This is a genomic window from Mycobacterium sp. 852002-51613_SCH5001154 (genome assembly GCF_001667425.1).
GTDB lineage: Bacteria > Actinomycetota > Actinomycetes > Mycobacteriales > Mycobacteriaceae > Mycobacterium.
The window spans coordinates 92,717-118,658 of the sequence record NZ_LZII01000055.1; the positions used below are offsets into that span (position 1 = coordinate 92,717).

The following is a 25,942-nucleotide window of genomic DNA, read 5'->3' on the forward strand; positions in this document are numbered from 1 at the left end:
GCATGCGCGTCGTCACCCTGCGCGACCCGGCGTCGCCGGTGGCCGCGGAGTTCGTGCCCGAGGCGGGCATGATCGGCACCTCGCTGAGCGATGCCGGCGTGGAGCTGCTCGGGCAACGGCGCGGGCTGGACGCCTACGTGGCGGCGGGCAAGACGATGGGCATCCCGATCCTGTACCCGTGGGCGAATCGGTTGGGCGAGAACACCTATACGGCCGAAGGCGTGACGGCGACGCTGACGCCGGGTGAAAACCGTGTCCGTGCCGATCCGAACGGGTTGCCGATCCATGGCGTGCTGGCCGCCTACCCGGGCTGGCGGGTGACCGCCGAGTCGGCCAACGAGTTGACCGCCGAGTTGGATTTCGCCGCCGACCCGCAATTGCTGGCCAGCTTCCCGTATCCGCATGTGCTGACGCTGGCGGTGCGGCTGGCCGAGCGGACGCTGACGGTGCGCACCACGGTGACCGCCACCGGCGCCCGCGCCGTCCCGCTGTGCTTCGGTTTTCACCCCTACCTACAAATCCCCGACGCGCCGCGCGCCGAGTGGGTGATCGAGACGCCGCCGCTGCGGCATCTGCGGCTCGACGACCTCGGGCTGCCCACCGGCGAATCCGAGCTCCCGGCAGCGCTCGCGGAGCCCTTGGGGGACAAGGCTTTTGACGACGCCTACGACCAGGTGCCCGACGGCGCGGTGTTCGCGGTCTCGGGGGGCGGGCGGCGCGTGGAGGTCCACTTCGAACGGGGGTATCCCGCGACGCAGATCTTCGCGCCCACCGGCGACGACCCCGCGAAACGCATCGTGTGCTTCGAGCCGATGACCGCGCCGACCGACGCGTTGCGCCGCGGCGGCTATCGCTGCGCGCGGCCGGGCGAGCCCGCGGTCACCCAGTTTTCGATCCGGGTCTGATCAGCCGCGCGTTCTGCGCGGCTGCCACACCACCACGGCGGTGCTCTTGGGCACCACCGCCAGATCGCGGCGCTGGCCGGCGCGCAGCTGTGCCAGCTCCTCGGTGAGTTCCTGCACGCGCGCCTGCAGCGCCTCGACGTGATTGGTCAGCTCGATGATGCGCTTGATGCCGGCGAGGTTGACGCCCTCGTCCTGGGACAGCCGCTGCACCTCGCGCAGGAGGTTGACGTCGTGCTCCGAATAACGCCGTCCCCCACCGGAAGTGCGTTGCGGGCTGACCAGGCCGAGGCGATCGTAGGTACGCAGGGTCTGGGCGTGCATGCCGGCCAGCTCGGCGGCGACCGAGATCAGGAACGTCCGAGACTCGTCTCGTGAATTCTTGGCCATCAGCGATTACCCGCCCATCCCGCGCGTGGGTCAAACCCGCTGGCACGCTCGGCGGCCGCGTAAGCCTCCAGCGCCTCGGCGGCCGCGCCCTCCAGGTTCGGCGGCACGGCGACCTTCACCGTGACGAGCAGGTCCCCGTTACCGCCGCTGCGCTTGGGGACACCACGCCCACGCACCCGAAGGATGCGGCCGTCGGAGGTCCCCTTGGGTACCCGCACGCCCACCTTGCCGTCCAGCGTGGGCACCGAAATCGTAGAGCCCAAGGCCAATTCGGCGAAGCTGACGGGAACGGTCACGGTGAGGTCGTCACCGTCGCGCCCAAATACCTTGTCCGGCCGCACATGTACGGTCACGTACAGATCGCCCGACGGGGCCCCGCGCAGCCCGGCCTCGCCCTGCCCCGGCAGCCTGATGCGCTGCCCGTCCTCGACGCCGGGCGGGATGCGCACGTTGATGGTGCGGGTGCGGGTGGTGACCCCGGTGCCCTTGCACTCGTCACAGGGGTGCTCGATGATCGAGCCGCTGCCCCGGCAATCGGTGCAGGGTTCGGAGAAGCCGAACGCGCCCTGGTTTCGGTTGATCACGCCGGAACCGTTGCAGGTGGGGCACACCTTCGGGCTGGTGCCCGGACGTGCGCCGCTGCCATGGCAGTTCGTGCACGGCGCCGGGCTGGTCAGCCGCAGCGGCATCGCCACGCCCTTGGCGGCCTCGACGAAGTCCAGCTGCGTCTCGGTCTCCAAGTCGTTGCCGCGGCGCGGCCGGCTGGGACGGGCGCTTGCGCCGCGCCCGAACAAGCCGCCGAACAGGTCACCGATGTTGGCGCCACCGCTTCGGCCGGCGGCGTCGAACAGGTCGTTGAGGTTGAACTCGGCGCCGTCACCGCCAGCACCGAAGCCGCCGAAACCACCGGTGTCGAACCGGCGGCCGCCGAATCCGCCGCCTGCGAACAGGCGGCGGGTTTCGTCGTACTCCTTGCGCTTCGCCGGATCCGACAACACGTTGTGCGCTTCCGACACCGCCTTGAATCGCTCGCCGGCGGCGGGATTGTCGGGGTTGGCGTCCGGATGCAGGTCGCGCGCCAGCTTCCGGTAAGCGCGTTTGATCTCTTCGGGACTGGCGTCAGAGGAGACGCCCAGCTCCTTATAGAAGTCCTTTTCGACCCATTCTCGCTGGGCCATGTCGCGTCACCCCCTTCCACCTTTCTGTTCTGTTGTTGTGCTGATTGTGTGGTCTATTCACCGGATGCGCCGGGGTTATCGTTCGATTCGGCCGGCCCCGCCGCCGCGGCGCCGTCGTCCGGCACCGTGTCTGCGACTGTGTCAATGACACCCACCAGAGCGTGCCGCAGGACCTGCTCGCCCAGCTTGTAACCCTGCCGCATGACCGTGCCGATCACCGGCTTGGAGCCGTCGCCGCCGTCACCCTCGTGCTGCACGGCTTCGTGCAACACCGGGTCGAAGTCCTCGCCTTCCTCGCCGAACGCCACCAGACCGAGTCCGGTCAGGGCGCTGTCCAGCTTGTCGGCCACCGACTTCAGCGGGCCGGACTCCAGGTCGCCGTGCTTGCGCGCCCGCTCGAGATCGTCGAGCACGCCCAGCAATTGGCTGACGACGGCGGCCTTGGCGCGGTCCGCGGCGGCCTGCTGGTCGCGCAGCGCACGCTTGCGGTAGTTGGCGAAGTCGGCCTGGACCCGTTGCAGGTCGCCCAGCAATTCGGCGGCCTTGCCGGCCTCCTCGGGGCTTTCGCCCGCAAAATCCCCGGAGGGCGACGTGCCCCCTCCCGGCTCTGGGCCGGGAGGGGCGTGGCGCACCTCACCCGTTTCGGGGTCGATCCGCCGCTTGTCGGTGACCGTTACCGGTTCCTGATTTCCGTCCGTCACTTGGACTCCCGGTCATCGTCGACCACCTCCGCGTCCACGACGTCGTCGGCCGAGCCCGACGGTCCGCCGGTTGCACCGGCCTCCGCGCCGCCCGCGGCCTGGGTGGCCTCGTAGATCGCCTGTCCGAGCGCCTGGGACTCCTGGCCCAGCTTCTCCATCGCCGCCTTGATCGCGGCGATGTCGGTGCCGCCCAGGGCCGTCTTGGCCTCGGCGATGGCGCCGTCGACCTTGGACAGCGTCTCCTCGGGAACCTTCGACCCGCCCTCGGCTTCGCGCTGCTCCTTGACGAACTTCTCCGTCTGGTAGACCAGCGATTCGGCCTGGTTGCGAACGTCGGCCTCCTCGCGACGCTGGCGGTCCTCCTCGGCGTGCGCCTCGGCGTCCTTGATCATCCGGTCGATCTCCTCCTTGGACAGGCCGGAGCCCTCCTGGATCTTGATCGTGTTCTCCTTGCCGGTGCCCTTGTCCTTGGCCGTGACGTGCACGATGCCGTTGGCGTCGATGTCGAAGGTGACCTCGATCTGCGGGACGCCGCGCGGAGCCGGCGGGATGCCGGTCAGCTCGAAGGAGCCGAGCAGCTTGTTGTGCGAAGCGATTTCGCGCTCACCCTGATAGACCTGGATCTGCACCGACGGCTGGTTGTCGTCGGCCGTGGTGAAGGTCTCCGACCGCTTGGTGGGGATCGTGGTGTTGCGCTCGATGAGCTTGGTCATCACGCCACCCTTGGTCTCGATACCCAGGCTCAGCGGCGTAACGTCAAGCAGCAGAACGTCTTTCACCTCACCCTTCAACACACCTGCCTGAAGAGCCGCTCCCACCGCCACAACTTCATCGGGGTTGACGCCCTTGTTGGGCTCCTTGCCGCCGGTCATCTCCTTGACCAGCTCGGACACCGCGGGCATGCGGGTGGAACCACCCACTAGCACCACGTGGTCGATCTCGGAGACCGAGATGCCGGCGTCCTTGATCACCGACTGGAACGGCTGACGGGTGCGGTCCAGCAGATCCTGTGTGATGCGCTGGAATTCGGCGCGGGTCAGCTGCTCGTCGAGGAACAGCGGGTTCTTGTCCGCGTCGACGGTGATGTAGGGCAGGTTGATCGAGGTGCCCTGCGAACTCGAGAGTTCGATCTTGGCCTTCTCGGCGGCCTCACGCAGCCGCTGCATCGCCATCTTGTCCTTGGTCAGGTCGATGCCGCTGGTGCCCTTGAACTTGTCGACGAGCCACTCGACGACCCGGTCGTCCCAGTCGTCGCCACCGAGGTGGTTGTCACCGCTGGTGGCGCGGACCTCGACCACGCCCTCGCCGATCTCGAGCAGCGAGACGTCGAACGTGCCGCCACCGAGGTCGAAGACCAAAATGGTCTGTTCCTTCTCGCCCTTGTCCAGGCCGTAGGCCAGCGCGGCCGCGGTCGGCTCGTTGACGATGCGCAGCACGTTCAGGCCGGCGATCTGGCCGGCTTCCTTGGTCGCCTGGCGCTGGGCGTCGTTGAAGTACGCCGGAACGGTGATGACGGCGTCGGTGATGTCCTCACCGAGGTACGCCTCCGCGTCGCGCTTCAACTTCATCAGCACACGCGCGCTGATCTCCTGCGCGGTGTATTTCTTGTCGTCGATCTCGATGGACCAGTCGGTGCCCATGTGCCGCTTGACCGAACGGATGGTGCGGTCGACGTTCGTCACCGCCTGGTTCTTGGCGGGCTGGCCGACGAGCACCTCGCCGTTGCGCGCGAACGCGACGATGGACGGGGTCGTCCGTGAGCCCTCGGAGTTGGCGACGACGACGGGGTCACCGCCCTCGAGAACTGCGACGACGGAGTTGGTGGTCCCGAGGTCGATACCGACCGCACGAGCCATAGTGATTCCTCCTGATTGAGTAGAGCCTTCTTGGTGCCACTATGCTGAGTGAACCCCGCTCAAGACTGCTCTTGGCGACACCGCGGTGTCAACCCAGCATTGAGTCTGGTTCGCTCAACTTCTTGATCATGCTAACGGCGCACCTCGCCGTCTTGTTCCCGGGGCACCGAAAAAGTGCGCGGCGACCAACGGCCCTCGAAGGACCGGCAGCCGCACAGCGAGGCCGGCGGCTCGCCGATGGGTTAACCTGAGCTTCCCTGGAGCCACCCCCGGCAGGAGCTTGATGGCACAGCTCGACAGCGCCGCCGCGCGGCTCACCCGCGAAGACGCGGGCTATCACAAGGGGCTCACGAACCGCCAGGTACAGATGATCGGCCTGGGCGGGGCCATCGGAACGGGTCTTTTCCTGGGCGCCGGCGGAAGGCTCGCGTCGGCGGGGCCGGGGCTGTTCCTGGTGTACGGGATCTGCGGCATCTTCGTGTTCTTGATCCTGCGCGCCCTCGGCGAACTCGTGCTGTACCGCCCTTCGTCGGGATCCTTCGTGTCCTATGCCCGGGAATTCTTCGGCGAGAAGGCCGCTTTCGCCGCGGGCTGGCTGTACTTCGTCAACTGGGCGATGACCGGGATCGTGGACACCACCGCGATCGCGCATTACTGCCACTACTGGACGGCGTTTCAGGCCGTCCCGCAGTGGACGCTGGCGTTGATCGCGTTGGTCATGGTGCTGGCGATGAACCTGATCTCGGTCAAGCTGTTCGGCGAGCTGGAATTCTGGGCCTCGCTGATCAAGGTGCTCGCCCTGGTGACGTTCCTCGTCGTCGGCATCGTCTTCCTGGTCGGCCGCTTCAAGGTCGACGGTCACGATCCCGGCGTGGCGCTGTGGGAGAGCCATGGCGGCCTCCTGCCGGCCGGCCTGCTGCCCCTGGTGCTCGTCACCTCGGGGGTGGTCTTCGCCTACGCCGCCGTCGAACTCGTCGGCATCGCGGCCGGCGAGACCGCGAACCCGCACAAGATCATGCCGCGCGCGATCAACTCGGTGGTGTTTCGCATCGCCATCTTCTACATCGGGTCGACGATCCTGCTGGCCCTGCTGCTGCCACACACCGCCTACCGGGACCACGTGAGCCCGTTCGTGACGTTCTTCTCGAAGGTCGGGTTCGGCGGGGCGGGCAGCGTGATGAACCTCGTCGTCCTGACCGCGGCGCTGTCCAGCCTGAATGCCGGGCTCTACTCCACCGGCCGCATCCTGCGGTCGATGGCGATCAACGGCAGCGGCCCGAAGTTCACCGCACCCATGACGAAGAACGGCGTGCCCTACGGCGGAATCCTGCTCACCGCCGTTGTCGGCCTCTTGGGCATCGTGCTCAACGCCGTCAAACCGAGCCAGGCGTTCGAAATCGTGCTCCACATCGCCGCCGTGGGCGTGGTGGTGGCCTGGGGCACGATCGTGGCGAGCCAGCTGCGGTTCTACCGGCTGTCCCGCGCCGGGAAGTTGCAACGGCCGCACTTTCGGATGCCGCTCGCGCCCTACAGCGGATACCTGACGCTGGCCTTCCTGGCCGGCGTCCTGGTCTTGATGTTGCTGGACAAGGTCCAAGGCCCGTGGTTGCTCGGCGCAATGGCGGTCGGCATCCCGGGGCTGATCGGCGGTTGGTATCTGGTCCGCCACCGGGTGCACGCCGCAGCCCAGGACACCGCGCTGCCGGCCGCCGACCCATCCCCGGCGGCCTAAGGCTCGTCGATGTCCTGACCGCCGGCGAGGTCCGCGCAGTCGACGACCTCGACGTCGTGCCGGGTGCGCAGGTACGCCCCGGCGCCGCGATCACCGGAGATGTTCGACAGGACCTCGGGCCAGTGCCGGCGCGCGATCACCACCGGATGGCCCGGGCGGTCACCGAACACGGCGCGCGCCAGCCCGCTGGGGGACGCGATCGCGCGGCCGAGCACCCGCGCCACCACGGCGGAACCGACGTCCGGGGTGTCGACAACGTGCAGCACGGCGTAATCCGCGCCCATCCGGCCGGCCGACTCCAGGCCGGTGCGCACCGAGGCGCTCAACCCGTCTTCCCACCGCGGCACGATGACCGCGACGGCCCCGGTCGGGGCGGAGACTTGCGCGGCGCCCAGCACGACGACGACGTCGGCGCAGCCCCCGGCGCGCAGGGCGTCGACCGCAGTCTGCAGCCAGCCCTCGACCAGCACCTTCGGCTTGCCATAGCGCCGCCCGGCGCCCGCGGCCAGCACGACACCGATGCTGTGTGGTGGAGAGGTCGACTCCGGTAACCCCACTCTCCTATGATGACATTGCACTTCTCCCAAAGCGATAACTTCGCTATGCACCGGCGTCGGATGGAGCGTCATGAGTCAGGACGTACAAGGGCGCGCCGTCACCCCGGCGCCCCGGTACGCCGGCACCCGCGTCCAGCGGGTGGAGGACGGCCGGCTGCTGACCGGCCGCGGCAGCTTCGTCGACGACATCTCGCGGCCGGGCATGCTGCACGCCTGCTTCGTGCGCAGCCCGTTCGCGCGGGCGCGCATCAACGGCATCGATGCCTCGGCCGCGCTGGCGCTGCCCGGTGTGCGCGCGGTGTTCACCGCCGACGACCTCAACCCGGACGTGAAAGAGGCGTGGCACGCCGTCGCCGGCAAGGACATGCCGGACACCCCGCGACCGCCGCTGGCCGAGGGCGAGGCCAAGTTCGTCGGCGACCCCGTCGCGCTCATCGTCGCCGAGAGCCGCTACATCGCCGAGGACGCGCTGGAACTCGTCGAGGTGGACTACGAGCCGCTGCCCGCGGTCAGCGACTTCACCCGGGCCCAGGACTCCGATGTGCTGGTGCACGACGCCTACCCGAACAACGTCGCCGGCGGGATGGGCGGGGCCCCGCCCGACGAAGAGCTGTTCGCCAACGCGCCGTGCGTCGTCAAAGAGCACATCTATCAGCAGATCTACGCGCCGGTGCCGATCGAGACCCGCGGCCTGGTCGTGGAATGGACGGCCGTCACAGGAGAACTCACCATGTGGGCGTCGACGCAGACCCCGCACGAGCTGCGGGCGTTCTGCGCCCGACTGTTAGGCATTGCGGCGCAACGAGTTCGGGTCATCATGCGCGACACCGGCGGCGGCTTCGGTCAGAAGGTAGTCCCGATGCGCGAGGACATGTGCATCATGTTGGCCGCGCGCAAGGTGCCGGCGGCGCTGAAGTGGATCGAGGACCGGCGCGAGAACCTGATGTCGGCCGGGCAGGCCCGGCACGTCGACGGCACCGCGCGCATGGCTTTCGACGCCGAGGGCAACATCGCGGCCGCGGACATCGACTTCGTCCAGGACATCGGCGCCTACCCGACGCCGTATCCGGTGCTGACGACGGCCGCCATCGGGATGTTCTTCCCGGGCCCCTACCGGGTGCCCAAAGCCAGCTTCAATTACAAGACGGTGTTCTCCAACACCAGCGGCCTGGCCGCCTATCGCGGCCCGTGGCAGTACGAGACGCTGGCGCGCGAGATCCTGCTCGACATCGCCGCCCGCAAGATGAACACCGACCCGGTGGAGCTGCGCCGCCGAAACCTGTTGCGCCGCGACGAGATGCCCTACGTCAACCCCAACGGCATGCCCTACGACCACGTCGCCCCGATCGAAACCTTCGAGCAGGCGGTGAAAATCCTTGACCACGAAGGGTTTCGCAAAGAGCAAGCCGAGGCGCTGGCGCGGGGCCGCTATCTGGGCCTTGGCTTCTCGGCCTACATCGAGCCGACCGGCGCCGCCACCGGCCACCTGGCCACCGAAGGCGCCACCATCCGCATGGAACCGACCGGCAAGATCAACGTGTACGTCAACGGCGGCTCGAGCGGGAACAGCATCGAGACCACCGTCGTCCAGTTGACCGCGGACGCGCTGGGCGCCGACATCGACGACGTGGCCACCATCCAGGGCGACACCGCGGTCACCCCCTACGGGGCCGGCACGCAGGGCAGCCGCAGCGCGCCGATGACCGCGGGGGCGGTCAGCGAGGCGGGCGCCATCCTGCGCGAGAAGATCGTCGCGCTGGCCGCGCACCACCTCAAGGTCGCGGAATCGGAAGTGGAACTTGGGTTTTCGGTGGCCAGCGTCCGCGGTGACCCGGCCAGGTCGGTGTCGTTCGGCGAGCTGGCGTACGTGGCTTACTACTCGCCGCAGCAGCTGCCACCGGGGATGTCGACCAACCTGGAGGCGACCGCCCGGTTCAACTCGACCAACCCCATCCACTGGTCCAACGCGACCCACGCCTGCACCTGTGAGGTGGACGTGGCGACCGGCAAGGTGACGCTGCTGCGCTACATCGTCAGCGAGGACGTCGGGCCGATGATCAACCCGTCGGTCGTCGAGGGCCAGATCGCCGGCGGAACGGTGCAGGGCATCGGCGGTGCCCTGATGGAGGACATGGTCTACGACGACGACGGCAACCCGCTGGCAACGACTTTCGTCGACTACCTGCTGCCCACGGCCACCGAGGTGCCGCCGATCGAATTCGGTCACGTCGAGATTCCCGGGCCGGGGCCCGGCGGCTACAAGGGCGCCGGCGAGGGCGGGGCCATCGGCTCGGTGCCTGCGGTGATCAACGCCGTCAACGACGCGCTCGCACCGCTGGGTGTGACGATCACCCGGCTGCCGGCCAGCCCGGCGTCGATAGCCGCCCAGCTGGAACGGGGGGAACGGTGAAACCGTCCGCGTTCGAATACCACCGCCCCGACACCATCGACGACGCCGTGGGCCTGCTGGCCGAACTGGGCGACGACGCGAAAATCCTTGCCGGCGGCCAGAGCCTGGTGCCGATGCTGGCGATGCGGCTGGCCTACTTCGACCATCTGATCGACATCTCCCGGCTGCCCGAGCTGCAGGGCATCGAGCGCAGGGGCTCAGAACTGTGGGTCGGCGCGGGCACCACCGAGACCACCGTCGGCGCCGACGAGCAAGTGCGCCAAGCGGTTCCGCTGTTGACCCGGGTGACCCCGTTCGTCGGGCATTTTCAGATCCGCAACCGGGGCACCCTCGGCGGGTCGATCGCCCATGCCGACGCCGCCGGCGAATACCCGGCGGTCGCCCTGACCCTGGATACGGTGATGGAGGTCCAGTCGCCACGCGGGCGCCGCGAGATCGCGGCGGCCGACTTCTTCGCCGGGGTGTGGGAGACCACCATGGAATCCGATGAGGTGCTGACCGGGGTGCGGTTCCCCGTCTGGGACGGCAGGTCCGGGTTCGCCGTCGAGGAATTCTCCCGCCGACACGGCGATTTCGCGATTGCCGGAGCCCTGATCGCCGTTCAGCTCGACGATCGCGACCGGGTGTCGCGCTGCGCGATCGGGCTGCTGGGCATGGGGTCCACCGTCCGGCGCGCGACGGCGGCCGAGGTCGCCGCCGTGGGCAGGCCGGTCGGCGAGCTGGTGCCCGAGGAGATCGGCGAGGCCGCGATGAGCGGGCTCGACGACATTCCCAACGACCTGCAAGGGTCGGCGTCCTACCGGTTGAAGGTCGGCGCCACCATGGCCGCGCGCGCGTGGACACAAGCGATAGCCGAAGCCCTGGGGGCAAGCAATGCGTGAACACCCAATCAAGCTGTCCGTCAACGGAACTCCGATCACGGCCGGGGTGGAGCCGCGGATGACGCTGGCGGACTTCCTGCGGGACAAGTGCGGACTGACCGGCACGCACCTGGGCTGCGAGCACGGGGCGTGCGGGGCGTGCACGGTGCTGCTGGACGGCGAGGCCGTGCGCTCGTGCCTGATGTTCGCGGTGCAGGCCGACGGGTCCGAGGTGACGACGGTCGAAGGCGTCGCCGCACCGGACGGCACGCTGTCGCCCGTGCAGTCGGCGCTGCGGGAGTGCCACGGGCTGCAATGCGGCTTCTGCACGCCGGGTTTCGTGATGTCGCTGACCGCGCTGCTGCGCGACAACCCCGACCCCAGCGACCATGAGATCCGGGAAGGCCTTTCGGGCAACTTCTGCCGGTGCACCGGCTACCAGGGCATCGTCGCGGCCGCCCGGCGCGCCGCCGAGACGCAATCGGTCACGCAGCGGTAAAGCTTCACCATCGGGGCCGCATCGATAGGTGCGCGGTTACCGGGGGTTTCGTCACTTCGCGCGTAATCTGATTTCCCGATATTGCTGATAATCGGGAGTGGCGCGTGCGGTTTTCGCAAAGGGCACGGTGGGGCCTGGCCGGTGGATCCCTGCTGATCGCGCCGGTGCTGGTCAGTCCCGTGCTGATCGACGCCTGTTCGTCCACCGTCGCGGGGCGGCCCGTCGCCGCGCCGGGGGCGGGGCCGGTCGAGCCCACGTTCCCCACCCCCAGGCCCAGCGCGTCGTCGCCGGCGCCCACCGCCAGCCCGGCCCCCGGCCTGCCGACGACACCGGCGAACCCGACCGCACCGGCTGGCGCCATCCCGCTCCCGCCCGACCAGAACGGTTACGTGTTCATCGAAACCAAGTCGGGCACCACGCGCTGCCAGATCAACAAGGCCACCGTCGGCTGCGAGGCGCCGTTCACCAACTCGCCCATGCAGGACGGCGAGCACGCCAACGGCGTCAGCGTGGACTCCGGCGGCAAGGTTCAGTGGGTGCTGGGAAACCTGGGCGCCATCCCCGCCGTCCAGATCGACTACAAGACCTACAACGCCGCGGGCTGGACGATCAACGCCACCGCCGACGGCACCCGTTTCACCAATGACCGCACCGGGCACGGCATGTTCGTCAGCGTCGACAAGGTCAACACGTTCTAAAGGCCGGAGCAACTCAGCCGTCCCATACCAGGTGGCCGTCGGGGCGGCGGCGAGCACCTTCGGCGGGGCGGTGAGGGCGCAGGCGGCCGTCCGGCATGAGGTGTTGCACCGGCACTGCGCGACCGAGCTCTGCCACGTCGGCGATCAGCCGCCGGTGGCAGCGCCACCAGACGCTCTCGCTGCACATCACCGCGGTGGTGCGCCGGGTGGCGTCGGCCAGGACCTCGTCCAGCGCCGCGTCGAACTCCGGCGTACGGGTGTATGCGGCGTACGCCCGGAATGCGGCCACCGTCCACCAGCTGTCCGGCTCGGGTTCTCCGGCCGCGATGTGACGCCGCCCGCCCAGGCGCGGCTCCCACCGGTAGTCGATGCCGTATTGGGGCAGCCAGCTTTCCAGGGCCTCCCGACGCACGTCGGGATTCGTCCGACTGGCCGGATATCGCCGCACGTCCACCACCAGCGCAACTCCGGCGCCGGCAAGCAACTCCGCTAGCCGCTCACGGTCGGCTGTCCCGTGCCCCACGGTCAGCAACGCCCGCTCCACCACACCAGTCTGCCCGGCAGTCGACACCCGGCCCGGGCCGATAAAGGATGGGTGCGGTGATCCTCGCCGTCGACTTGGGTAAGACGTCGTGCCGGGCTTCGGCATGCGGCCGCAGGGCGGAGGGGCCGGGCGCGCCGGGGCTCGCGGCGCCGGGCGGTGCGCGGGCCGCGGAGGCGGCGATCCTGAACGTCGCACGCCAGTTCGGCGCAGTTGACGAGGTGATCGTCGGCGCCGCCGGGGCGGAGGCGGCTCCGGATGCGGCGCGCGCGCTGGGCGACGCGCTGCTGACCTCGCTTCGGGCGGAGCGCGTCGCGGTGACCAGCGACGCCGTGACCGCGCACGCCGGCGCCCTGAACGGACAGCCGGGCGTCGTGCTGATCGCGGGCACCGGCGTCGTGGCGCTCGCGATCGATGCGGAGGGTCGGTGGCGGCGCGCCGACGGCTGGGGCCCGTGGCTGGGCGACGAGGGCGGCGGCGCGTGGATCGGCGCCGCCGGGCTGCGCGCGGCGCTGCGCGCGCACGACGGCCGCGGCCCGTCCACCACGCTGCTCGACGCCGCCCGCGCCCGCTTCGGCGCGCCGCGGACCTGGCCCGCGCAGCTCACCGGCGCCGCCGCGCTCGCGTCCTTCGCACCCGACGTGCTTGCCGCGCAGGGCGACGCCGCCGCGCTGGCGATCGTCGGCGCGGCCGCCGAGGCGCTCGCCGCGACCGCTCGCGCGGCCGGGGATGGCCCGGTCGCGATGGTCGGCGGCCTGGCCGGATTCGAAGCGCTGCGGGAGAAGCTCGACCTCGTACCCGCCGCCGGCGACGCGCTCGACGGGGCGCTGCGGCTGGGCCCGATCCACGAGCCGCAGGTGATCCGCGTGCAGGCGGCACCGAAAACCTTTGGCGTGCAAGGACTCGACGCGCTCGCGACCGAAGCCGTGCGACCGGGCCTGCATGACCTGGACGCGCGGCCCATCGGGGAGGTCGTCGCGCTGCTCGTCGCCGCCGAAGGCGAGGCGCACGCCGCCGTGGCGGCGGCGGTCCCGCGGATCGCGGCGGCGGCCGAAGCGATCGCCGCGAGGCTCGAGCACGGGGGCCGCCTTGTCTACGCCGGTGCCGGAACTCCCGGGCGGCTCGGTGTGCTCGACGCGGCCGAGTGCGCGCCGACGTTCGACACCGACCTCGTGCGCGGTGTGATCGCCGGCGGCCCGGCGGCGCTGACCGCGGCGATCGAGGGTGCCGAAGACGCCTTTGAGCCAACCGATCTCGCCGACCTGACCGCCGCCGACGCGCTCGTCGGGATCACGGCGTCGGGCCGCACGCCGTATGTGCTGGGGGCCCTCGAGCACGCGCGCGCGGCGGGCGCGCTGACCGTCGCGATCGTCAACAACCCCGGCGGCGCGGCATCTGCCGATGTGATGATCGAATTGCTCACCGGCCCTGAGGTTCTCGCCGGGTCCACCCGGCTGACCGCGGGAACGGCGCAGAAGGTCGTGCTCAACGCGCTCTCGACGAGCGTGATGATCGCGCTCGGCAAGGCGTACGGACCGCGGATGGTGGACGTGCGGCCGACCAGCGCGAAGCTGCGCCGCCGTGCGGTGCGCATCGTGCGCGACGCGGCCGGCGTCGACGAGGAGACCGCGGCCGCCGCACTGGCCGCCGCGGGCGGTCATGCCAAGACCGCGATCGTCGCGTTGCTCGCCGGCGTCGACGCGGCCGAGGCCGCCGCCCGGCTCGACCGGGCGCGGGGACGCGTCCGGGACGCGCTCGGCAAGGTCGACACGTTCTGAAGGCGCGCTCAGGAGGCTGGCAGGTGGTGTCAGTACCATCGGTGCCGTGGCACGCAACGGCCCACCCGACGACTTCCACGAACAGGCGACCCGGCATGCCGACTACGGCGTCGCTGAGCAGCCGACCACCGGCGAACCCCCGGCGAACCCGCCCGGGGGGTTCGAGCAGCCCGAAGCGTTCGACGGCCTGGAGGCCGAACCCACCCCCTGGTACCGCAAGCCCCCGCTGCTCATCGCCTGGCTGGTGTTCGTCGCGATCCTGATCGCGCTGATCGTCTACGGCATCACCGAGCTGCTGCAGGGTGGACAAGGCACCAGCCCGTCCCCGAGCACCAGCCGCACGAGCACGACGACCACCACCACGGCGACGACCGCGCCGACCACCACCACGACGCCGACCACCAGCAGCGCCGGCGAGGCGCCGGCACAGCAGCCGACGCAGCAGCCCACGCGCCAGCCGAGTCAGCAGGAACCAACGCATAAGCATCACCTGCCGCAGGTGCCCTCGGTGATCACGATTCCGGGGGTGCCCACGGCGATCACGGTCCCGCCCGGCCTGCGCTGACCCCGTCGGCCGCTATGGTGAGGACCACCGGGCGATCGGAAGTGGGGTGCGGGGCATGAGCGAGTCGCTCGGGCTGTCGATTGGGGCGGCCAACCTGGTGGCTGCCCGCGCGGGCAGGCCGCCGGTGGTCCGCAGTGCCGTTTTGACGCTCTTTGAGCGCCGGCCGACCGAAGTTGGCCTGCCGGAGGAAAACCCGAATCTGACCGAAAACGGGATGGTGCTGCGCGGATTCGTCGAGCGCGTCGGCGACCGGTCCCCGCTGGTGGCTGCCGACGGGACGAAGTACCTCGGGGAGGTGCTGACGGTCGAGGCGATCGAGGCCATGGCGCGGACCGTCGGCTACGGCACCCCGATCACCATTGCCGTCCCCGCGTACTGGTCCGACGCCCAGTTCACCGCGTTGCGGGAGGAATTCTTCGCCCAGCCCGATCTCGCCCGCGGTGGCGTGGCGCCGGTGCTGGTGTCCGACGCCACCGCCGCGCTCGCGGCGCTGCGCGGCAGACCGGGATTCCCGTCCGCCGGGGTCGTCGCGCTGTGCGATTTCGGCGCCAGCGGCACCAGCGTCACCCTGATGGACGCCGGGTCCAACTTCACCCGCGTCGGCCCGACCGTGCGATCCGCCGATTTGTCCGGCGACGCGATCGATCAGCTCGTGCTCGGCAGCCTGCGAGCCTCCGACGACACCATGGCCGACCTGGGCAGCACCGTGCGGATCGGCTCGCAGAGCCGGCTGCTCGGTGAATGCCGGCGCGCCAAGGAGCAACTGTCGACCGCCGCGACGGCCTCCGTCGCGATTGCTCCGGGCTCGACCGCGCAGCTGTCCCGCGCCGAGCTGGAGCAACTGATCTCCGAACCGCTGGACCGGTTCCTGGGCACCCTGGAAGAAGCCCTGCGCCGCAACGGGATTGCGAGGGGCAGGCTGGCCGCCGTGGCGGCGGTCGGCGGCGGCGCCGGCATCCCGCTGCTCGCCGCGCGGCTGTCGGAGCGTTTTCAGGTGCCGGTGCACACCCCACCGCAGCCCGCTGTCAGCGCGGCCATCGGAGCGTCGGCGCTCGGTGAGCAGCAGACGTCGGCCGGGGTCCCGACCGCCGCGGGCGCCGTCGTGGAAACGCCGACCGAGATGGTCGGCAACGCCGGGATCGACATGACCCAGGCCGCGTCGGCCGCCCAGGCCACCGATGTGGACGGCGCCCTGGCCTGGTCCCAGGACGTCGACGGCGGCGACGAGCCGGTGCCCTACACCGGGCGCGACGCCACGGGCGAGTACTCCCGGGAGGCAACGGATTCGGGCTACGCGGACGGCGATCGCTACGCCGCGGAAGAGGGCCCGCTGCCCTGGTACAAACGCACCGCGCTGGTCCTGCTGGTGGCGGGGGCGGCCGCGGCGGTGCTGGTAGCCATCGTGTTGGCCCTGACCCTCGGCCGCCCCAAATCCCACCCGGTCAACACCACCCCGCCGAACACGCCGGCTCCCCCGCAAACGTCGCAAACCGTGACCATCACCCAGCCGAACGGCAGCACCACCGAGACGGTCCTCCCACCGCCACCGCCACCGCCGTCGTCGTCCGAGCAGCCGCCGACCACCACGACAACCGAGCCACCGACGACAACCACCACGACGCCGCCGCCGACCACCACGACGACGACGGCCCCGCCGACGACTACCACCGCGCCGCCCACGACGTCGCAGGCGACCACCACGGCCGCACCCCCCACGACGACCCGGTTCCGGCCGCTGCTGCCGCCCTTCGTACCGCGGGGCTGACGCGGCCGGTCACGGCGATGAGGGTCACACCGGGCTCGCCAACAACGCAGGCCACGGACGCCGGCGGACTTCTAAGTTAGGGCAGCCTTTCTCGCGGCGAAAGCTGCGGAGATGTAACTATGAGCAGGGCTAAGCAGGCAAACAATTCGCAGGCTGAATCAAAGATGCATTGGGGAGACCTTCTGTGACCACGCAGATGCTGATCAGACTCATCGTGGGCATGGGCATGACGCTGGTCGTGGCCGCGCTCGCCGGACGACGGGTCCTGTGGCTGTTCAAGCTGATCACGTCCGGGAAGCCCGCTCCGGGGCACACCGACGAGCCCGGCAAGCGAATCTGGGCCGAGCTCTCCGAGGTCTTCGGGCAGCGTCGCCTGCTCAAGTGGTCGATCCCCGGCCTGGCCCACTTCTTCACCATGTGGGGCTTCTTCATCCTGCTCACGGTCTACATCGAGGCCTACGGTCTGCTGTTCCAGGACAACTTCCACATCCCGATCATCGGGCGCTGGGACGCGCTTGGCTTCCTGCAGGACTTCTTCGCGACCGCGGTCTTCCTCGGCATCACCACCTTCGCCATCATCCGGCTCATGCGCAGCCCGCGCGAGATCGGCCGCTCGTCACGGTTCTACGGCTCACACACCGGCGGCGCGTGGCTGGTGCTGTTCATGATCTTCAACGTCATCTGGACCTACGTCCTGGTCCGCGGGTCGGCGGTCAACAACGGCACGCTGCCCTACGGCAACGGCGCCTTCCTGTCGCAGCTCTTCGGGGCGATCCTGCGCCCGCTCGGCCAGCCGGCCAACGAGATCATCGAGACCACGGCCCTGCTGCTGCACATCGCCGTCATGCTGGGCTTCCTCATCATCGTGCTGCACTCCAAGCACCTGCACATCTTCACGGCGCCGATCAACGTCATCTTCAAGCGGCTGCCCGACGGGCTTGGCCCGCTGCTGCCGATCGAGGCCGACGGCAAGCCGATCGACTTCGAAAACCCGCCCGACGACGCCGAGTTCGGCCGCGGCAAGATCGAGGACTTCAGCTGGAAGGCCATGCTGGACTTCGCCACCTGCACCGAATGCGGTCGCTGCCAGTCGCAGTGCCCGGCCTGGAACACCGGCAAGCCGCTGTCTCCCAAGCTCGTCATCATGGACCTGCGCGACCACTGGATGGCCAAGGCGCCCTACATCCTCGGAGATAAGGAATCGCCCGCCGAGAACACGCCGGAAGGCGGGATCGGCGAGGAACTGGCCGGCGAGAAGCACGCCGAGGCGCACCACGTCCCCGAGTCGGGCTTCGGCCGCGTCATGGGCTCCGGCCCGGAGCAGGCCACCCGGCCGCTGGTCGGCACCGCCGAGCAGGGCGGCGTCATCGACCCCGACGTGCTGTGGTCCTGCGTGTCCTGCGGCGCGTGCGTCGAGCAGTGCCCGGTGGACATCGAGCACGTCGACCACATCATCGATATGCGCCGCTACCAGGTGATGATGGAATCGGAGTTTCCCTCGGAACTGTCGGTGCTGTTCAAGAACCTGGAAACCAAGTCCAACCCGTGGGGCCAGAACGCGTCCGACCGGACCAACTGGATCGACGAGGTGGACTTCGACGTTCCCGTCTACGGCGAGGACGTGGACAGCTTCGACGGCTTCGAGTATCTGTTCTGGGTCGGCTGCGCCGGCGCCTACGACGACAAGGCCAAGAAGACCACCAAGGCCGTCGCGGAACTGCTGGCCGTCGCCGGGGTGAAGTACCTAGTGCTGGGCACCGGCGAAACCTGCAACGGCGACTCCGCGCGCCGCTCGGGCAACGAGTTCCTCTTCCAGCAGCTGGCCGCCCAGGCCGTCGAGACCCTGGACGGGGTGTTCGAGGGCGTGGAGACCGTCGACCGCAAGATCGTCGTCACCTGCCCGCACTGCTTCAACACCCTGGGCCGCGAATACCGGCAGCTGGGTTCGAACTACTCGGTGCTGCACCACACCCAGCTGCTGAACCGGCTGATCCGCGACAACAAGCTGGTGCCGGTGACCCCCGTCTCCCAAGACATCACCTACCACGACCCCTGCTACCTGGGCCGGCACAACAAGGTCTACGAGGCGCCGCGCGAGCTGATCGGGGCCGCGGGTGCGACGCTCACCGAGATGCCGCGCCACGCCGAGCGCAGCTTCTGCTGCGGCGCCGGCGGCGCGCGGATGTGGATGGAAGAGCACATCGGCAAGCGGATCAACCACGAACGCGTCGACGAGGCACTGGCCACCGGGGCCGCCACCATCGCGACCGGCTGCCCGTTCTGCCGGGTGATGGTCACCGACGGCGTCAACGACCGGCAGGAAGAGGCCGGCCGCAGCGGGGTCGAGGTGCTCGACGTCGCCCAGGTGCTGCTCGGGTCCCTCGAGTACGACAAGGCGACGCTGCCGGAGAAGGGCACGGCCGCCAAGGAGGCCGAGAAGCGGGCGGCTCAGGCGCCCAAGGCCACCGCCACCGTCGAGGCACCGGCCAAGGAATCCGAGGAGGCACCCGCCGAGGCGGCCCCCAAGTCCGAGGCCGCGCCCGCGGCGCCCGTCAAGGGGCTGGGCATCGCCGGCGGTGCCAAGAAGCCCGGTAAGAAGGCGGCCGAGCCCGCCGCCGACGGCAAGGCCGAGGCCTCCGCGTCCGCAGCGCCCGCCGCGCCCGCCAAGGGGCTGGGCATCGCCGGCGGCGCCAAGAAGCCCGGAGCCAAGAAGGCGGCGCCGGCCCAGGCCGAAGCCAAGACGGAGGCGCCTGCTGCGCCTGCCGCCCCAGCCAAGGGATTGGGCATCGCCGCCGGGGCCAAACGACCCGGCGCCAAGAAAGCCGCGCCGGCCGCCGAGGCACCCAAGGCCGAGGCTCAGCCCGAACAAGCCGAGCCCAAGGCGGCCGCCGACGAAGGCAAGGCCGAGGACAAGGCGCCCGCGGCGCCGGTCAAGGGCCTGGGCATCGCCGCGGGCGCGAAACGACCCGGCGCCAAGAAGGCCGCGCCGGCCGCCGAGGCGCCCAAGGCCGAGGCCCAGCCCGAAGCAGCCGAGCCCGAGCCGGCGCCGAAAGCGGAGCCGGCAAAGGAGGCCGACGGCGAAGACGCACCGTCCGGCCCGCCGGTGAAGGGGCTGGGTATCGCGCGCGGGGCCCGTCCACCGGGTAAGCGCTGACCTGGGATTTTGCGGCTTGACAGCAAATTTCGGTGGACACAAGTGGCACCATTGATGACGTGACCACTCACCAGCTGCCCCTGAACGCGTCCGCGCACCACCGGCAGCGTGTCTTCGCGCAGTCGTCCAAGCTCCAGGGCGTCCTATACGAGATCCGCGGCCCGGTGCACCAGCACGCCGCGCGGCTGGAGGCCGAAGGGCACCGCATCCTCAAGCTCAACATCGGCAACCCGGCGCCGTTCGGCTTCGAGGCACCCGACGTGATCATGCGCGACATGATCCAGGCGCTGCCGTACGCGCAGGGCTACTCCGACTCGCAGGGCATCCTGCCCGCGCGCCGGGCGGTGGTCACCCGTTATGAGTTGGTCGAAGGCTTCCCCCGCTTCGACGTCGACGACGTCTACCTGGGCAACGGGTGCTCCGAGCTGATCACGATGACGCTGCAGGCCCTGCTCGACAACGGCGACGAGGTATTGATCCCGTCGCCGGACTACCCGCTGTGGACGGCGTCGACGTCGTTGGCCGGCGGCACGCCCGTGCACTACCTGTGCGACGAGACGCAGGCGTGGCAGCCCGACATCGCCGACCTGGAGTCCAAGATCACCGAGCGCACCAAGGCGCTGGTCATCATCAACCCGAACAACCCGACCGGCGCGGTCTACAGCCGCGAGGTCCTCACCCAGATGGTGGAACTGGCGCGCAAGCACGAACTGCTGCTGCTCGCCGACGAGATCTACGACAAGATCCTCTACGACGACGCCAAGCACATCAACGTGGCCTCGCTGGCCCACGACGTGTTGTGCCTCACGTTCAACGGGCTGTCCAAGGCCTACCGGGTTGCCGGCTACCGCGCGGGCTGGCTGGCGATCACCGGCCCCAAGGACCATGCGGAGAGCTTCATCGAGGGCATCAACCTGCTGGCCAACATGCGGCTATGCCCCAACGTCCCGGCCCAGCACGGGATCCAGGTGGCCCTCGGTGGCCACCAGAGCATCGAAGACCTGGTGCTGCCCGGCGGGCGGCTGCTCGAGCAGCGCGACGTCGCCTGGGAGAAACTCAACGAGATTCCCGGTGTGTCCTGCGTCAAACCCGAGGGAGCGCTGTACGCCTTCCCCCGGCTGGACCCCGAGGTCTACGACATCACCGACGACGAACAGCTCGTCCTCGACCTGCTGCTGCAGGAGAAGATCCTGGTCACCCAGGGCACCGGATTCAATTGGCCGGCACCGGATCACCTGCGCATCGTGACGCTGCCGTGGGCCCGCGACCTGGCCGCGGCGATCGAGCGGCTGGGCAACTTCCTGGTCGGCTATCGCCAGTAAGCATCTTCGCAGCCGGCGCCTCTACGGTGGACCGGGTGACGCACTCGCACTCGCATTCACACAGCCTGTCCGGCCCCGCCCCGGTTGAGTCGCTGCCCGCCAGGATCGTCGTCGGGCTGCTGGTGGCGATCGGGGTGGCGGTCCTGGGTGGCGCCGTCGCGCTGTGGCCCAGCCGGCAGCACGTCGCCATCCCCATGCCCTTCCAGAACGCGGCCGGCGGCGCCGTGAGCACGCAGGCCGGGCACGTGCTGTCCAGCGCCGTGGGTGACTGCGGCAGCCCGTCGGTCAGCCAGGTGCTCACCACCGCGCCCCAGCCGGCGCCGCCGGGCGCGGGCCGCTGCGTGCTGACCCAGGTGGCCATCGATTCCGGGCCCAACGCGGGCGCGAACACGTTGCTGGAGTCCTCCCCCGGTCCGGGCCAGCCGAAATTCGCGGTGGGAGACCGCATTCGCCTCGTCCGGCAGGTCGACGATCAAGGCGCCACCAGCTACGCCTTCTACGACTTCGAACGCGGCTGGTCGCTGGTCGCGCTGGCCATCGCGTTCGCGGTGGTGATCGTCGCCGTGGCGCGGTGGCGGGGACTGCTGGCGCTGGTGGGCATCGGGGTCGCGTTCGTGGTCCTGGTGGCGTTCTTGCTGCCTGCGTTGCGCGACGGCGCGCCCGCGGTTCCGGTGGCCCTGGTGGCCGCCGCGGCCATTCTGTACGCGGTCATCTATCTGGCGCACGGCGTGAGTCTACGGACCAGCGCCGCGCTGCTGGGCACTCTGACTTCGCTGCTGCTGGCCGCAGGATTGTCCTGGGCGGCAATACAATTGGCGCATTTGACCGGGTTGTCGGATGACCAGAACGCCACCGTCAGTGCGTACCTGGGCAACGTGTCGATCAGCGGCCTGCTGCTCGCCGGCTTCATCATCGGGTCGCTCGGCGTGCTCAACGATGTGACGGTGACGCAGGCGTCGACGGTGTTCGAGCTCGCCCACCTCGGTGGCTCGCGGCGCGCTATCTTCTTGGGCGCCATCCGAGTTGGACGCGACCACATCGCCAGCACGGTGTACACGCTGGTGCTGGCCTACGCCGGCAGCTCGCTGCCGTTGCTGCTGCTGTTCAGCGTGGCCAACCGCTCATTGACCGACGTGCTGACCAGCGAAAGTGTGGCCATCGAGATCGCGCGGTCGGCGGTAGGCGGCATCGCGCTGGCGCTGTCGGTGCCGCTGACGACGGCGATTGCCGCGGCGCTGGCAAAGCCTAGTGAAATCGGCTCCGCTCCAACAGATCCAGCAGATAGCCGCCGTATCCGGACTTGAGCAGCGTGTGGGCGCGCTCGGCCAACTGCTCGTCGGTGATCCAGCCCCGCTGCCATGCCACTTCCTCGGGGACGCTGACCTTCAGGCCCTGCCGCCGTTCCAGCGTCCGCACGAAGTCGCTGGCGTCCAGCAGGGAGTCGAACGTGCCGGTGTCGAGCCACGCCGTTCCGCGGGCCATCACCTCGACCGAGAGCTGGCCTCGGTTGAGATAGATCTGGTTGACCTCGGTGATCTCGTATTCACCGCGCGCCGATTTCTTCAGGCCTTTGGCGATCTCGATCACGTCGTTGTCGTAGAAGTACAAGCCCGGCACCGCGTAATTGGACTTCGGTGTCTTGGGTTTCTCCTCCAGTGACAGCGCCGTGCCGTCGTCACTGAACTCGACGACCCCATACTCCGACGGGTTGGCCACCCAGTACGCGAAAACCGCTCCGCCGCTGATGTTTTGGAAACGGCTCAGGCTCGTGCCCAGGCCCGGCCCGTAGAAGATGTTGTCGCCCAACACCAACGACACCGAGTCGTTGCCGATGTGGTCGGCGCCCAGGACAAAGGCCTGGGCCAGACCATCGGGACTTTGCTGCGTCACGTAGCTGATGTTGATCCCGAATTGCGAGCCGTCTCCCAGGAGCCGCTGAAAGCCCGCCGCGTCGTGCGGGGTGGTGATCACCAGAATGTCCCGGATCCCGGCCATCATCAGGGTGGACAGCGGGTAGTAGATCATCGGTTTGTCGTACACCGGAAGCAGCTGCTTGCTGATGCCCACGGTGATCGGATGCAGGCGAGTGCCCGAGCCGCCGGCCAAGATGATCCCGCGCATGAGTGGCTCCCCTATTCCACGCTTAGTTGACGAGGTCGTTTTCGGTGAGTTCGGTCGCCGCCAGCGCCGACGCCAGGTCGTCGTGCCGGAACACGGACGTGACGTGGTCGTGGACCACGCGGAACGCTGACGCGGCGGTGGTCACGGCCCCGGGATTGTCCGGGGCGCTGACCTTCTGTTCGACGACGACGACCCCGTCGTGCACGTACATCCGGCCGAGTTCGGCCGTCGCGTGGCGGGAGGTGGCCCACCCGCGCAGCGCCTCGTGCCCCTGCGCGGCCCCGTGCGCGTCGCCGATCTCGATGTCGTCGCTGGACAACGCGACCAGCGTTTCCAGGTCGGCGGAGTTGAGCGCGTCGTGCCATGCCAGGACGGTGGCGATCTCCGAAGTGGTCATGTGTTGCAAGTTACCGTGTGTGCCCCGCCGCCGTGGCTAGAGCGGGGTGCGGTCCAGCCAGTTCTGCCACACACCCTCGTCGCCGAACAACTCAATGCCCGTGTCGGCGAGCGGCACCCGGCGCAGGATGGCCAGCAGCAGCTCGGTCGCGCCGCCCCGCAAGGCCGCGGTGCCCTTGCCGTGCTCGTGTGACCAGGTGATCCGGCTCCCGTCGACACCGATGGTCCACTCGCCGGCTTCGCCGAGCCCGGGGTCGGTGGCATGCAGATGCAGGGTGTTACCGGCCTCGAGCGGGAGCGCCGCCCCTTCGCCGCCGGCCTGGATCGCGACGCGCTCGAGCCATTCGGTGATCGCGTCGGCGGCTACGTCGGCGTTCAGGGTGAATTCCGCGCCCAGCGCGATGGCCGCGTCGGCCCGATGCACCGCCACCTCGTGCAGGCGGCGGCGGATCCACCAGTTCGCGGGCCGGGCGCCGAGAAAGGTCCACACCGGCGTTTCCACCCCCGTCAGCTCGACTGCGTCGACCAGCCGCTGCGCGCCCCCGTGCAGCCAGGAGATCGCGTCGGCCGGTTCGGGTGGCGGCTTGCCGCCCTCGACGGAACGGGGGTCGAGGAACTCCTCGAGCCGGTCGCGCACGATCTGCGCCGCCCAGCGGTCGCCCCGGCCCACGTGGCGCAGGAGCTGGCCCAGGGTCCACCCCGGGCAGGTCGGCACGGGCCTGGACTGGTCGGCATCGCGGAAAAGCTCCGAAAATGCGCGGTTTTCTTCCAGGAATGCACCGGCGAAGTCCACGCGGGTCAGGCTACGCCTCCGCTGCGCGCCGAACGTCACGCTGGCGTGGCGTTCGCCGGTCAGCGCCACGCTGGCGTGACGCTCGCGGCAGGACCCCTCAGGGCCGCGGCGCCCCCAGCCGGAACAGCCGCCAGCCCGCCTGCTTCCAGCGGGCGGCATCGAGGCAATTGCGGCCGTCGACGATGACCCTGGCCCGCACGCGGTCGGCCAGGTCGGCGGGGTCGAGGTCGATGAATTGGCGCCACTCGGTGAGGACGAGCACCGCGTCGGCGCGATCACACGCCTCCTCGACCGAGACCGCGTAATTCAACGTCGGGAACAGCCGCTGCGCGTTGTCCAGCGCCTTGGGGTCGTACACGTTGACCGCGGCGCCGTTGAGCTGCAGCTGGCCCGCGACGTTGAGCGCGGGCGAGTCGCGCACGTCGTCGGATTCGGGCTTGAACGCCGCGCCGAGCACGGCGATATTCGCGCCAAGCAGCGACCCGCCGCAGGCCGCGCTGGCGAGCTCCACCATCCGGGTGCGCCGGCGCATGTTGATGCTGTCGACCTCGCGCAGGAAGGTCAGCGCCTGGTCGGCTCCCAGTTCGCCGGCGCGGGCCATGAAGGCGCGGATGTCTTTGGGCAGGCAGCCCCCGCCGAAACCCAGTCCGGCGTTGAGGAATTGGCGGCCGATGCGCGGGTCGTAGCCGAGCGCGTCGGCCAGCACGCTGACGTCGGCGCCCGCGGCCTCGCATACCTCGGAGATGGCGTTGATGAACGAAATCTTGGTCGCCAGAAAGGCGTTGGCGGAGACCTTGACCAGCTCCGCGGTCTGCAGGTCCGTCACCAGGAACGGCACGCCCTCGGCGAGCAGGGGGCCGTAGAGTTCGCGGACCGCCGCCTCGGCCCGCGTCGAATGCTGTTGCACGCCAAGCACGATGCGGTCCGGATGCAGGGTGTCGTGCACCGCGTAGCCCTCGCGCAGGAACTCGGGGTTCCAGGCGATCTCGACGTCGACCCCGCGTGGCGCCAACGCGGCCGCCCGGTTGTTCAGCTCGGCCGCGGTTCCCACCGGAACGGTTGATTTCCCCACAAGTACCGACGATGTCGTCAGCCGCGGCACCAGCGCGTCGATGACGGCGTAGACGTGGCGCAGGTCGGCGCCGTACTCGCCCTTCTTCTGTGGCGTACCGACCCCGAGGAAATGCACGTCGGCGAACTCGGCCGCCATGTCGTAGTCGGTGGTGAACCGCAGTCGCCCCGTCGCCAGGTTCTTCGTCAGCAGCTTGCGCAGGCCGGGCTCGTAGAAGGGAATGTCACCGCCGGCGAGCTTGGCGACCTTGCCGGGGTCGATGTCGACCCCGACGACCTCGTGTCCCAGTTCCGCCATTCCGACCGCGTGGGTGGCACCCAGGTAACCGGTGCCGAAGACGGTGCATCGCATGTAACCGGTATACGTCGCCGCGATGAGCTAACTGCATCGCCGCGCTAAGCGGGAGGCAAACGACAGGTGACAGGTGGCCCCGAACCGACTAGTGACGGCCGAACCCGCCGTGACCACCGCCGAAACCGCCGTGGCCGCCGCCGAACCCCGGAATGCCGGGGATCCCGCCGCCACCGCCGCCGCGCGGCCCGTCCTCACCGCCGCCATGACCGCCACCGACGCCGCCGCCGGGCCGGGCCCTCCGGAACCGGGTTCCGGCCCCTCCCATGGCGATCAGTGGGACGACTGGCTCCATCGGCGG

At 69.7% G+C, this 25,942-nt stretch carries 22 protein-coding genes and 2 pseudogenes; 14 read left to right on the forward strand and 10 right to left on the reverse strand.

Annotated features, from left to right (window positions below):
- Positions 1 to 2 precede the first annotated feature (2 nt).
- Positions 3 to 905: an aldose 1-epimerase gene (locus tag A5750_RS15255; protein WP_066947614.1), complete on the forward strand. Its 903-nt coding sequence runs from the start codon at positions 3 to 5 to the stop codon at positions 903 to 905.
- Here the strand turns inward: A5750_RS15255 and A5750_RS15260 are convergent, their stop codons facing one another.
- From A5750_RS15260 to dnaK, 4 genes are read right to left on the reverse strand one after another with little or no spacing between them, the layout of a single operon-like run.
- Positions 906 to 1,292, reverse strand: coding sequence for a heat shock protein transcriptional repressor HspR (locus A5750_RS15260; protein WP_066947611.1), 387 nt, complete (start codon positions 1,290 to 1,292; stop codon positions 906 to 908).
- Positions 1,292 to 2,470: a molecular chaperone DnaJ gene (gene dnaJ / locus A5750_RS15265; RefSeq protein WP_066947606.1), complete on the reverse strand. Its 1,179-nt coding sequence runs from the start codon at positions 2,468 to 2,470 to the stop codon at positions 1,292 to 1,294. The genes A5750_RS15260 and dnaJ overlap by 1 nt, the downstream gene beginning before the upstream one ends.
- Before the next feature lie 53 nt (positions 2,471 to 2,523).
- Positions 2,524 to 3,171 carry a nucleotide exchange factor GrpE gene (gene grpE / locus A5750_RS15270; RefSeq protein ID WP_067263851.1) on the reverse strand — a complete coding sequence of 216 codons (648 nt, stop codon included), beginning with the start codon at positions 3,169 to 3,171 and terminating at the stop codon, positions 2,524 to 2,526.
- Complete coding sequence (gene dnaK, locus A5750_RS15275) at positions 3,168 to 5,027, reverse strand: molecular chaperone DnaK (protein WP_066947600.1); 1,860 nt, start codon at positions 5,025 to 5,027, stop codon at positions 3,168 to 3,170. The genes grpE and dnaK overlap by 4 nt, the downstream gene beginning before the upstream one ends.
- A gap of 283 nt (positions 5,028 to 5,310) precedes the next feature.
- On the opposite strand from dnaK, the gene A5750_RS15280 reads away from it, so the two are divergent.
- Positions 5,311 to 6,759, forward strand: coding sequence for an amino acid permease (locus tag A5750_RS15280; RefSeq protein WP_067263893.1), 1,449 nt, complete (start codon positions 5,311 to 5,313; stop codon positions 6,757 to 6,759).
- On the opposite strand, the gene A5750_RS15285 is transcribed toward A5750_RS15280, so the two are convergent.
- On the reverse strand, positions 6,756 to 7,316 hold the full coding sequence (locus A5750_RS15285) for an NTP transferase domain-containing protein (RefSeq protein ID WP_231989209.1): 561 nt from the start codon (positions 7,314 to 7,316) through the stop codon (positions 6,756 to 6,758). The genes A5750_RS15280 and A5750_RS15285 overlap by 4 nt on opposite strands.
- Positions 7,317 to 7,386: 70 nt before the next feature.
- Here A5750_RS15285 and A5750_RS15290 point away from each other — a divergent pair, with 70 nt between their 5' ends.
- From A5750_RS15290 to A5750_RS15305, 4 genes are all read left to right on the forward strand, one after another.
- The gene (locus A5750_RS15290) at positions 7,387 to 9,726 is read left to right on the forward strand and encodes a xanthine dehydrogenase family protein molybdopterin-binding subunit (protein ID WP_067263855.1); all 2,340 of its coding nucleotides are present in this window, start codon (positions 7,387 to 7,389) and stop codon (positions 9,724 to 9,726) included.
- Positions 9,723 to 10,607, forward strand: coding sequence for a xanthine dehydrogenase family protein subunit M (locus tag A5750_RS15295; RefSeq protein ID WP_067263859.1), 885 nt, complete (start codon positions 9,723 to 9,725; stop codon positions 10,605 to 10,607). Before A5750_RS15290 ends, A5750_RS15295 begins: the two co-directional genes overlap by 4 nt.
- Entirely contained in the window at positions 10,600 to 11,085 is a 486-nt protein-coding gene (locus tag A5750_RS15300) for a (2Fe-2S)-binding protein (protein WP_067263862.1), read from the forward strand. The genes A5750_RS15295 and A5750_RS15300 overlap by 8 nt, the downstream gene beginning before the upstream one ends.
- A 149-nt stretch (positions 11,086 to 11,234) precedes the next feature.
- Entirely contained in the window at positions 11,235 to 11,783 is a 549-nt protein-coding gene (locus A5750_RS15305) for a hypothetical protein (RefSeq protein ID WP_369828585.1), read from the forward strand.
- A gap of 13 nt (positions 11,784 to 11,796) precedes the next feature.
- Here A5750_RS15305 and A5750_RS15310 read toward each other — a convergent pair whose 3' ends face one another.
- Complete coding sequence (locus A5750_RS15310; RefSeq protein WP_067263896.1) at positions 11,797 to 12,327, reverse strand: DUF488 family protein; 531 nt, start codon at positions 12,325 to 12,327, stop codon at positions 11,797 to 11,799.
- A 47-nt stretch (positions 12,328 to 12,374) separates the two neighbouring features.
- Here A5750_RS15310 and A5750_RS26625 point away from each other — a divergent pair.
- The 7 genes and pseudogenes from A5750_RS26625 to A5750_RS15340 all read left to right on the forward strand — a co-directional run.
- Positions 12,375 to 13,103 (forward strand): annotated as a pseudogene (locus tag A5750_RS26625) (BadF/BadG/BcrA/BcrD ATPase family protein); the annotation flags it as partial.
- Positions 13,104 to 13,217: 114 nt separating this feature from the next.
- Positions 13,218 to 14,102: an N-acetylmuramic acid 6-phosphate etherase gene (locus tag A5750_RS26630; protein ID WP_067263899.1), complete on the forward strand. Its 885-nt coding sequence runs from the start codon at positions 13,218 to 13,220 to the stop codon at positions 14,100 to 14,102.
- Between the two features lie 46 nt (positions 14,103 to 14,148).
- Entirely contained in the window at positions 14,149 to 14,667 is a 519-nt protein-coding gene (locus A5750_RS15320) for a hypothetical protein (RefSeq protein WP_067263865.1), read from the forward strand.
- A gap of 55 nt (positions 14,668 to 14,722) precedes the next feature.
- Positions 14,723 to 16,432, forward strand: coding sequence for an Hsp70 family protein (locus tag A5750_RS15325; RefSeq protein WP_067263868.1), 1,710 nt, complete (start codon positions 14,723 to 14,725; stop codon positions 16,430 to 16,432).
- A gap of 184 nt (positions 16,433 to 16,616) precedes the next feature.
- Positions 16,617 to 19,586: a (Fe-S)-binding protein gene (locus tag A5750_RS15330; protein WP_067263871.1), complete on the forward strand. Its 2,970-nt coding sequence runs from the start codon at positions 16,617 to 16,619 to the stop codon at positions 19,584 to 19,586.
- Positions 19,587 to 19,618: 32 nt separating this feature from the next.
- Positions 19,619 to 20,908, forward strand: a complete 1,290-nt coding sequence (locus tag A5750_RS15335; RefSeq protein WP_066947575.1) for a pyridoxal phosphate-dependent aminotransferase — start codon at positions 19,619 to 19,621, stop codon at positions 20,906 to 20,908.
- A gap of 26 nt (positions 20,909 to 20,934) precedes the next feature.
- Positions 20,935 to 22,212, forward strand: coding sequence for a YibE/F family protein (locus tag A5750_RS15340; RefSeq protein WP_067263876.1), 1,278 nt, complete (start codon positions 20,935 to 20,937; stop codon positions 22,210 to 22,212).
- Here A5750_RS15340 and rfbA read toward each other — a convergent pair.
- From rfbA to A5750_RS15360, 4 genes are all read right to left on the reverse strand, one after another.
- The gene (gene rfbA / locus A5750_RS15345; protein ID WP_066947569.1) at positions 22,154 to 23,029 is read right to left on the reverse strand and encodes a glucose-1-phosphate thymidylyltransferase RfbA; all 876 of its coding nucleotides are present in this window, start codon (positions 23,027 to 23,029) and stop codon (positions 22,154 to 22,156) included. The genes A5750_RS15340 and rfbA overlap by 59 nt on opposite strands.
- A gap of 22 nt (positions 23,030 to 23,051) precedes the next feature.
- Positions 23,052 to 23,426: a nuclear transport factor 2 family protein gene (locus tag A5750_RS15350; RefSeq protein ID WP_066947566.1), complete on the reverse strand. Its 375-nt coding sequence runs from the start codon at positions 23,424 to 23,426 to the stop codon at positions 23,052 to 23,054.
- Between the two features lie 36 nt (positions 23,427 to 23,462).
- Positions 23,463 to 24,218, reverse strand: coding sequence for a maleylpyruvate isomerase family mycothiol-dependent enzyme (locus A5750_RS15355; RefSeq protein WP_066947697.1), 756 nt, complete (start codon positions 24,216 to 24,218; stop codon positions 23,463 to 23,465).
- A gap of 97 nt (positions 24,219 to 24,315) precedes the next feature.
- Entirely contained in the window at positions 24,316 to 25,641 is a 1,326-nt protein-coding gene (locus A5750_RS15360; RefSeq protein ID WP_066947563.1) for a UDP-glucose/GDP-mannose dehydrogenase family protein, read from the reverse strand.
- A 109-nt stretch (positions 25,642 to 25,750) separates the two neighbouring features.
- On the opposite strand from A5750_RS15360, the pseudogene A5750_RS15365 reads away from it, so the two are divergent.
- Positions 25,751 to 25,942: pseudogene (locus tag A5750_RS15365) on the forward strand (hypothetical protein); the annotation flags it as partial.

Excerpts from the sequence above, each read along its gene's own strand:
- A5750_RS15255 (WP_066947614.1), top strand. The coding sequence starts at position 3 with ATGCGCGTCGTCACCCTGCGCGACCCGGCGTCGCCGGTGGCCGCGGAG.
- A5750_RS15260 (WP_066947611.1), bottom strand. The coding sequence starts at position 1,292 with ATGGCCAAGAATTCACGAGACGAGTCTCGGACGTTCCTGATCTCGGTC.
- dnaJ (WP_066947606.1), bottom strand. The coding sequence starts at position 2,470 with ATGGCCCAGCGAGAATGGGTCGAAAAGGACTTCTATAAGGAGCTGGGC.
- dnaK (WP_066947600.1), bottom strand. The coding sequence starts at position 5,027 with ATGGCTCGTGCGGTCGGTATCGACCTCGGGACCACCAACTCCGTCGTC.
- A5750_RS15280 (WP_067263893.1), top strand. The coding sequence starts at position 5,311 with ATGGCACAGCTCGACAGCGCCGCCGCGCGGCTCACCCGCGAAGACGCG.
- A5750_RS15290 (WP_067263855.1), top strand. The coding sequence starts at position 7,387 with ATGAGTCAGGACGTACAAGGGCGCGCCGTCACCCCGGCGCCCCGGTAC.
- A5750_RS15300 (WP_067263862.1), top strand. The coding sequence starts at position 10,600 with ATGCGTGAACACCCAATCAAGCTGTCCGTCAACGGAACTCCGATCACG.
- A5750_RS15325 (WP_067263868.1), top strand. The coding sequence starts at position 14,723 with ATGAGCGAGTCGCTCGGGCTGTCGATTGGGGCGGCCAACCTGGTGGCT.
- rfbA (WP_066947569.1), bottom strand. The coding sequence starts at position 23,029 with ATGCGCGGGATCATCTTGGCCGGCGGCTCGGGCACTCGCCTGCATCCG.
- A5750_RS15350 (WP_066947566.1), bottom strand. The coding sequence starts at position 23,426 with ATGACCACTTCGGAGATCGCCACCGTCCTGGCATGGCACGACGCGCTC.
- A5750_RS15360 (WP_066947563.1), bottom strand. The coding sequence starts at position 25,641 with ATGCGATGCACCGTCTTCGGCACCGGTTACCTGGGTGCCACCCACGCG.